Consider the following 8,146-nt stretch of genomic DNA (forward strand, 5'->3'; position numbering starts at 1 on the left):
TTCTCATCAGGAGATTTCATGCGCCTGCACGGCCTTCTGTCGTTTCCACTGACCCCGTTCACCGACGACGACAAGGTGGACCTGGCGGTCTTCGCCGAGCATCTGGAGCAGCAGGTCGCCGCCGGGCCCGCCGCGCTCTTCGTGGCCTGCGGCACCGGCGAGTTCACCGCTCTGGCACTGGACGAGTACCGCGACCTGGTGGCCACCGCGGTCCGGGTCGCCGACGGCCGGCTGCCGGTGGTGGCAGGCTGCGGCGGCGGCCCTCGGATGGCCCGGGACTTCGCCCTCGTCGCCGCCGAGTGCGGTGCGGACGGACTGCTGCTGCTGCCGCCCTACCTGGTCACCTCCACTCCGGGCGGGTTGGTCGAGCACGTCCGCTACGTCGCCTCGGCGACCGGCCTGCCGGTGGTGGTCTACCAGCGCGCCAACGCCGTACTCGACGAGGCCGCCGCCCTGGCGCTGCTCGATCTGCCGACCGTGACCGGCATCAAGGACGGCCGGGGCGACGTGGACGCGATGCTCCGGCTGGTCACCGCCGTCCGCACCAGCGGACACCCCAGGGCCGCCGAGTTCGGCTTCCTGAACGGGCTGCCGACCGCCGAACTCTCGGTCCAGGCCTACCGGGCGATCGGCGTGGAGTGCTACTCCTCGGCGGTGCTCTGCTTCGCCCCCGACCTGGCCACCGCCTTCCACCGGGCGGTCGAGCGGGGTGACCACGACACCGTCTGGCTGCTGCTGGCCGAGTTCTACCTGCCGCTGGTCGCGCTCCGCGACCGGGTCCCCGGGTACGCGGTCGCGCTGGTCAAGGCCGGGGCCCGGCTGGCCGGTCTGGCGGTGGGAAGTGTCCGGCCGCCGCTGGTGGACGCCTCGCCGGAACACGTCCGGGAACTGGGCCGCATTCTGGCGCGCGGCCGGGCCGCCCTGGCTACCGTGGCGGAATGATGCGTATCCGGGAAGTGGTGATCACACCGCTCGCCTTCGCCGACCCGCCGCTGCTCAACTCGGCCGGGGCGCACCAGCCCTGGGCCCTCCGGGCGGTGGTCGAACTGCGGTGCGGCGACGGCCTGGTGGGTCTGGGGGAGACCTACGGGGACGCGCCGCACCTGGCGCTGCTGCGCGCGGTCGCCCCGACGCTGACCGGGCTCGACCCGTTCGACACCAACGGGCTGCTGCGCCGGATCCGGGCCGTGCTCGGTGATACCGACGCCCCGGACAAGCACGGCCTGACCGGTGGCTCCACCCCGCAGAAGACCGCGCTTCGGGTGCTCAGCCCGTTCGAGGTGGCCTGCCTGGACCTGCAGGGGCAGATCGTCGGACGCCCGGTGGTGGATCTGCTCGGCGGCCGGGTCAGGGACGAAGTACCGTACTCCGCCTATCTGTTCTACAAGTGGGCGGGCCACCCGGGCGCGGCCGAGGACGAGTACGGCGCGGCGCTGGACCCGGACGGGGTCGTGGCCCAGGCCAGGCAGCTGGTCGAGCGGTACGGCTTCGGCTCGATCAAGCTCAAGGGTGGAGTGTTCCCGCCGGAGCAGGAGGTCGAGGCGATCCACGCACTGCGCGCCGCCTTCCCCGCCCACCCGCTCCGGATCGACCCCAACGCCGCCTGGACGGTGCCCACTTCGCTCCGGGTCGCGGCCGAGACCGACGGGCTGCTGGAGTACCTGGAGGACCCCACCCCCGGCATCCCCGGGATGGCCGAGGTGGCCCGCGGCGCGGCGATGCCGCTGGCCACCAACATGTGCGTGGTCAGCCCCGCCGACCTGCCCGAGGGCTTCGGGCAGCGCGCGGTGGGCGTGCTGCTCGCCGACCATCACTACTGGGGCGGGCTGCGCCGCTCGGCCGAACTCGCCGCCACCTGCCGCACCTGGGGCGTCGGGGTCTCGATGCACTCCAACAGCCACCTCGGCATCAGTCTGGCCGCGATGACCCACCTCGGCGCCGCCCTGCCCGAACTCACCTACGCCGCCGACACCCACACCCCCTGGCAGTACGGCGAGGACGTGCTCGCCGAACCGCTGCGGATCGTCGACGGCGCCGTCCGGGTGCCCGACGCCCCCGGCCTGGGCGTCCGGCTCGACCCCGACGCGCTGGCCCGGCTGCACGAGAACTACCTGCGCTGCGGCATCCGGGAGCGCGACGACACCGCGTACCTGCGCAGCATCGACCCGACCTTCGAGAAGCGGCGGCCGAAGTGGTGACCGTCTCCGCCCACGCCTTCCCGTGGGACGTGCTCGGCGACCCGGCCTTCGCCGGCCGGGTGTCGGAGGCCGGCCTGGACGCCGTGACGCTCGCCGTCAGTTACCACTCCACCCGGGCCGCCACCCCGCAGCACCCGCACCGGCGGCTGGTGGACGCCCGGTACGCCGCGCTCTACCGGCCGGTCCGGCCGTCGGCCTGGGCCGGGCGGCGGCTGGCGCCGCTCGCCCCGGACTGGCTGACCGAGCCCGATCCGGCCGGCGAGGCGATCGCGGCGCTGACGGCGGCCGGCATCCCGGTGAACGCCTGGGTGGTGCTCGCGCACAACAGTCGACTCGGCCTGATGGCACCGGAGTTGACGGTGCTCAACTGCTACGGCGAGCGCTACCCGTACGCGCTCTGCCCGAGCCGCCCCGAGGTCCGGGAGCACTGCGTCACGCTCGCCGTCGAGGCGCTGCGCGGGCTGCCCGGCGGGGCGCTGCGCGGCGTCTCGCTGGAGTCGGCGGGGCAGCTGGGCGCGAGCCACTTCGGCTGCCACGAGAAGACCGACGGCGCGTACTCGCCGACCGCGCTGCGGGCGCTGTCGGTGTGCTGCTGTTCCGGCTGCCGGCAGAGCTGGGGAGACATCGGGGACGTGACCGGGCGGCTGCGGGCCGCGGTGGAGCGGGACGAGTGGCTGCCGGCGCCGCTCGCCGCCGCCCTGCTCGCGGCCCGGCAGCTGTCGGCGGATCTGCTGCGCCGTGAAGTACTGTCGGCAGTGCGGCAGTTGCTTCCGGGAGTGCCCGTCACCCTGCACGCCCACCCCGACCCCTGGGCCACCGGCCCGTCGCCCGGCCTGACCCCGGCCGCGTCCGCCGAGGTGGACGCGCTGCTGGTGCCGTGCTGGCCGACCACCCCTGCCAGTGCCGACCTGGTCCGCAGCGCGGCCGAGTCCGGCCGCCCGGTCGACGCGTACGTGACCGTGCTGCCCCCGGCCGACCCGGCCGAACTGTCGGCCCACGTCCGGCGGTTGCGGGCGGCGGGCGCCGAACGGCTCAGCCTGTACCACCTCGGCCTGCTGCCCGCCCGGCAGCAGCCGCTGCTGGCCGCACTGGCCAAGGAGTTCCGTGACCACCCGGCCGTACAGAGGAGTTGACGTTCATGCACATTCTGCTGACCGGAGCCGCCGGTGGCGTCGGTACGATGCTGCGCGAGCTGCTGCCCGGCTACGGGCACACCCTGCGGCTCGCCGATCTGCGGCCGATTTCGGACACCGATTCGCTGGTGTTCGACCTGCGGGACGGTGCGGCGGTGCGGGAGGCCGTGCGCGGTGTGGACGCGGTGGTCCACCTGGGCGGGATCTCGGTGGAGGACAGCTTCGCCAACATCCTCGGCGCCAACATCCAGGGCAGCTACGAGCTGTACGAGGCCGTCCGGGCCGAGGGCGTCGGGCGGGTGGTCTACGCGAGCAGCAACCACGCGGTGGGCTACACCCCGCTCGACCCCTCGCTCGACTCGTCCGAGCTGATCGGTACCGACATCCCCAGCCGGCCGGACACCTACTACGGCCTGTCCAAGGTCTTCGGCGAGGGCCTCGCCTCGCTGTATGCCGACAAGTACGGCGTGCAGACGGTGTCGATCCGGATCGGCTCCTGCTTCCCCGAGCCCCGCTCGGCCCGCGCGCTCGCCACCTGGCTCAGCCCCGCCGACTGCGCCCGGCTGGTGCACGCCGCGCTCACCGCACCCGACGTCGGCCACACCGTCGTCAACGGCATCAGCGCCAACACCCGCGCCTGGTGGGATCTCTCCGGCGCCCGGAAGCTCGGCTACCAGCCGCAGGACGACGCCGAGGCGTACGCGGGCCAACTGCCGCCGCTCGACCCCGACAGCGCCGACGCCCGACTGCTCGGAGGCTGGTTCACCACGCTCTGATCCGACGGTCGCCCGACCGGGCGTGAGGTAACTTCCTAGTCCTGCATCGAAATGATCAGGACCGGAGGAAGCCATGAGCCGCCAGTTGCCCGTCGGACCGGGCGGGCAGGCCGCTGCCCAGCCGTGGAACCGGCAACGGCTGCGCAGCAACAACGAGTGGCTGCTGCTGGAACGGCTGCGTACCGACGGCCCCTCCTCCCGGGCCCAACTGGCCCGGGACACCGGGCTGTCCAAGCCCACCGTGTCGGCGGCACTGGCGACTCTGGAGCAGGGCGGGCTGGTCCGGGAGGCGGGCCTCTTCGCCCCCGAACGCGGCCGGACCGCCGTGCTCTACGAGCCGGATCCGGCGGCCGGTCACGTGCTCGGTGTGGACATCGGCCGGGGCCGACTCAGGGTCGCGGTCGCGGACCTGACCGGAGAGCTGATCGCCCGTCGGGACGTACCCAACCACGGCCGCTCGGCGGACGAGGTGGCCGACGCGGTGGTGGCGGCGGCCCAGGAGGCCACCGCCGAGGCCGGACTCACGGCGGACCGGATCGTGCACGCGGTGGTCGGCACACCGGGGGTCTGGGACGAGCAGCGGCGCAGCGTCCGCTACGCCGGGAACCTGCCGGGCTGGGGGCGGCCCGGGCTGCTGGACCGGATCGCCGAGGGCCTGGCCACCACCGTCACCGTCGGCAACGACGCCAACCTGGCCGCCCTGGGCGAGTACGCCTTCGGGGCCGGCGCGGGCGGCCGGGTCTTCGTCTACCTGCTGGTCGGCACCGGCCTCGGGGTCGGCGTGGTCAAGGACGGCGAACTGCTGGCCGGAGCGCACGGCGCGGCCGGCGAGATCGGTACGCTCCCGGCGCCGGGGCAGCGGGCCACCCTGGAGGAGACCGTCTGCGCCGAGGCGGTGGTGCGTTCGGCCCAGGAGCTCGGCCTGTCCGGCTCGCTGACGGCGGAACAGGTCTTCGAGGCGGCCCGGGACGGGGTGCCCGCCGCCCTCGAGGTGGTGCGGGTCGAGGCCGAACGCCTCGCGTACGCCGTCGCGCTGGTCTCGGCGGTGCTCGACCCCGACCTGGTGGTGCTCGGCGGCGGCATCGGCTGCAGCGCCGACCTGCTGCTGGAGCCGGTGGAGCGGGCGCTGCACGGTCTCACCCCGCTGCGGCCGAAGCTTGTACCGAGCCGGCTCGGCCACGAGGCGGTGCTGCTCGGCGCCGKCGCGACGGCGCTGGACACCGCCCGGCCGGAGGTGTTCGAGCGGCGGACGGCCTCGTGACCCAGCCCCTGCCGGGGGTAGGTCGGATACCGCCCGGGTCCGCCGCCGGACTGGTCTGGACCTCCGGTCGATGGCGTACGCTTCCGAAAGTTTGACGAGCCCGACACGACGCCACGCGCCCCGCCGCACAGCCAGTCAGGAGACCAGGACCCTTGACCGCGATCCCCGGCACCGAGCCGGCCGAGCTGGACGACCTGGACGAGCACCCGGACTCCGGGAAGGGCCCGGCCGAGCCGGGGGACCGCCCCCGGGAGTCGCTCCGTGAGTGGTTCCGCCGTGTCTCCGAGGAGTACGGCCCCGCGCTGGCCCTGTTCGGTCTGCTGAAGCTGACCGGGTTCACCGTCTTCATGTGGCTGCTCACCTGGTCCGGAGAGTACCTGACCAAGAACCCCCGGTTCGGCGGTGGCGCGCGGCCCTGGGACGTGGTGGCCGGCTGGGACGGCTGGTGGTACCGGCAGGTCGCCGAGAACGGCTACGACCCCCGGCTGGTGAAGATCGGCCCGCCGCCCTTCGAGTTCGAGCAGAACTCGGTCGCCTTCTTCCCGCTCTACCCCGGCATGGTGAAGCTGGTCTCCAGCGTCACCGGCCTCGGCTCCTACGGCGCGGGCATGCTGGTCTCGGTGGTCGCCTCGTTCGTCGCCGCGGCCGGGATCTACGCCCTGACCGCCAGACTGTTCGACCGGCGGACGGGCCTGATCGCCGCCGCCGTCTGGGCCGTCTTCCCCGGCTCCGGCGTCGAGTGGGCGGTCTACTCCGACTCGCTCTTCGTCGCGCTGGCCGCCTGGTCCTGCTACTTCGTGCTGGAGCGCCGCTGGCKGGCGGCCGGCGTCACCGTCTTCATGGCCGGTCTCAACCGGCCCACCGCCGCCGCCCTGGTGGCCGCCCTCGGCGTGGCCGCCCTGATCGCGCTGTACCGGCGCAAGGACGGCTGGATCGGACCGGTCTCCGCCGTCCTGATCGCCCCGCTCGGCATCTTCGGCTACCTGGCCTGGGCGAACTGGCGGATGGGCGACTGGAGCGCCTACTTCAAGCTCCAGAAGGGCGGCTGGCTGCACTTCTTCGACTACGGCGAGCACACCTTCAACGTGCTGCGCACCATCCTGCTCGGCCGGGGCGGGTACGCCTTCACGTACCCGACCGAGGACATGATCGCGCTGGGGCTGGTGGTGCTGCTGCCGATCCTGCTGTTCCTGCTGATCCGCCTGCGGGTGCCGGTCTTCCTGCTGGTCTTCACCCTGATCACGGTCGTGCTGGTGCTCGGCAGCGCCCAGATCTTCGGCAACACCTCCCGCTACCTGCTGCCCTGCTTCCCGCTCTTCCTGCCGATCGCGGTCGCCCTCCGGCGGGTGTCGCTGCCTTCGCTGGTCGCCGTGTTCGGCGTCACGGCAGTGGCCAGCGGGTGGTACGCGGGGTACGTGCTGTTCGAGCTCGGCATCCCGTAAGCCGGCTGTGTGAGCTGGTCCGAGCCGGGTAGGCGCCCGGCGAGACCACCAGCGGGAGTCTGCCATGACGTTCCCTCCGAACGACCCGGTGCCACCCACCCCCACGCCCGCACCCGGCCCGGGGCCAGGACGAGCACTGCCGGTTCGTGATGTGTTGGCCTTGTTGCAAGGTCGATACGCTATGAGGACAGCTAATCCACCGCTCATATGATGAGATGGGCGATGCTGTTGCTGCTCATTCAGTTGGCGCCGGGGATGCCGAGCAAGGGGACAGCTCTGGTCGCAGCAGGGGGATTTGATGTCGCAGCAGATCGTGGTGGACCCGGTCAGTCTTCGGGCTGAGGGGAAGAGTATGGCGGCGGTCGGTGACGATTTCTCGGCTGCTGTGAAGGATTTGTCGGCGAAGTTGGAGGCCCTGGAGAAGGGTGATACTCCGCCGTGGGGTGACGACGACTTGGGTGAGAAGTTCGGTGTTGTGTACGAGGGTCTGCGGGACGGGATGAAGGAGTCGATGGCTTCTTTGGGGACGCGGATCGGGGAGATCGGGCAGAAGTTGCAGGGTATGGCGGCCAGTCACGAGGCGAACGAGTCGGCGACGGATGGTTCGTTCCGGACGATGGAGGGTTCGCAGGGGATGGTCGGGGGCCGGATCGGTGCGTTGCACCGGCCGCAGGTGATCTGAGGGTTCGTCTGATCTGAGGGTTCGTCGTTCGGCGTCTGCCGTTCTTGCTGGGTTCCGTGTTGCCGTGAAGTGGTCGTCATTACTGGGGGTTTGACGAAGTGTCGCTGATGTTGCCGGACAGTGTTGAGTGGGTCCTGGAGATGCTCGGCTTCGACTGGCCGAAGGCGGACGAGGACAAGCTCATGGAGTCCGCGCAGGTGTGGCGTGGGAGAAGTTCTCCGCCGGKGGCAGTGACGGGTATCTGGCGGAYGCGGCGACGGCGTCGCGGCTGATCGCGGCGGCGTTCGAYGCGGCGGCGATGATCGTGATCGCGTGCAAGATCGCGGTGATCGCGCAGTTGGTGCTSCTGGCGGTGGAGATCATCGCTGCGCAGGCGGCTGCGCCGTTCACGTTGGGGTTGTCGGAGTTGGGTGCCGCGGGTGCGGTGCAGGCGACGAAGATGATCGTGCGGCGGTTGTTGAAGGAGCTTCGGGAYGCGCTGGTGGAGGCGATCCTGGAGACGTTGAAGGAGCCGGTGGTCTCGGCGGTGCAGGCGATGATCAGTGACCTGATCGCGCAGACCGTCAACCAGGGCTTCGGTGCGCAGGACGGCTTCGACCTGGGGCGGACGGGGAAGGCGGGGGCGGAGGAGTTCGTCACCGCGGTGAAGAACTC

The 8,146-nt window shown here is 71.9% G+C and carries 7 protein-coding genes and 1 pseudogene; all 8 read left to right on the forward strand.

The genetic code is table 11. From position 1 onward, the window contains the following. Nucleotides 1–18 precede the first annotated feature (18 nt). A complete protein-coding gene (locus ACXJMZ_RS15630; RefSeq protein ID WP_457030634.1) occupies nucleotides 19–942 on the forward strand; it encodes a 5-dehydro-4-deoxyglucarate dehydratase in 924 nt (307 codons plus the stop codon). Next, on the forward strand, nucleotides 942–2,198 hold the full coding sequence (locus tag ACXJMZ_RS15635) for a glucarate dehydratase family protein (protein WP_457030643.1): 1,257 nt from the start codon (nucleotides 942–944) through the stop codon (nucleotides 2,196–2,198). Before ACXJMZ_RS15630 ends, ACXJMZ_RS15635 begins: the two co-directional genes overlap by 1 nt. After that, complete coding sequence (locus ACXJMZ_RS15640; RefSeq protein WP_457030635.1) at nucleotides 2,192–3,331, forward strand: hypothetical protein; 1,140 nt, start codon at nucleotides 2,192–2,194, stop codon at nucleotides 3,329–3,331. Before ACXJMZ_RS15635 ends, ACXJMZ_RS15640 begins: the two co-directional genes overlap by 7 nt. A gap of 5 nt (nucleotides 3,332–3,336) precedes the next feature. Next, nucleotides 3,337–4,107 carry an NAD-dependent epimerase/dehydratase family protein gene (locus tag ACXJMZ_RS15645; RefSeq protein WP_457030636.1) on the forward strand — a complete coding sequence of 257 codons (771 nt, stop codon included), beginning with the start codon at nucleotides 3,337–3,339 and terminating at the stop codon, nucleotides 4,105–4,107. Between the two features lie 73 nt (nucleotides 4,108–4,180). Next, nucleotides 4,181–5,368 carry an ROK family protein gene (locus ACXJMZ_RS15650; protein WP_457030637.1) on the forward strand — a complete coding sequence of 396 codons (1,188 nt, stop codon included), beginning with the start codon at nucleotides 4,181–4,183 and terminating at the stop codon, nucleotides 5,366–5,368. Between the two features lie 152 nt (nucleotides 5,369–5,520). Further along, the gene (locus ACXJMZ_RS15655; protein WP_457030638.1) at nucleotides 5,521–6,810 is read left to right on the forward strand and encodes a glycosyltransferase family 39 protein; all 1,290 of its coding nucleotides are present in this window, start codon (nucleotides 5,521–5,523) and stop codon (nucleotides 6,808–6,810) included. A gap of 298 nt (nucleotides 6,811–7,108) precedes the next feature. Beyond that, the gene (locus ACXJMZ_RS15660; protein ID WP_457030639.1) at nucleotides 7,109–7,492 is read left to right on the forward strand and encodes a WXG100 family type VII secretion target; all 384 of its coding nucleotides are present in this window, start codon (nucleotides 7,109–7,111) and stop codon (nucleotides 7,490–7,492) included. A 199-nt stretch (nucleotides 7,493–7,691) separates the two neighbouring features. Then, nucleotides 7,692–8,146, forward strand: a pseudogene (locus ACXJMZ_RS15665) (PE-PGRS family protein); the annotation flags it as partial.

The sequence above is a fragment of the Kitasatospora sp. P5_F3 genome, assembly GCF_054049135.1.

What these genes read in the sequence shown, in the direction of transcription:
- ACXJMZ_RS15630 (WP_457030634.1), top strand. Translation starts at nt 19, where the DNA reads ATGCGCCTGCACGGCCTTCTGTCGTTTCCACTGACCCCGTTCACCGAC.
- ACXJMZ_RS15635 (WP_457030643.1), top strand. Translation starts at nt 942, where the DNA reads ATGCGTATCCGGGAAGTGGTGATCACACCGCTCGCCTTCGCCGACCCG.
- ACXJMZ_RS15645 (WP_457030636.1), top strand. Translation starts at nt 3,337, where the DNA reads ATGCACATTCTGCTGACCGGAGCCGCCGGTGGCGTCGGTACGATGCTG.
- ACXJMZ_RS15660 (WP_457030639.1), top strand. Translation starts at nt 7,109, where the DNA reads ATGTCGCAGCAGATCGTGGTGGACCCGGTCAGTCTTCGGGCTGAGGGG.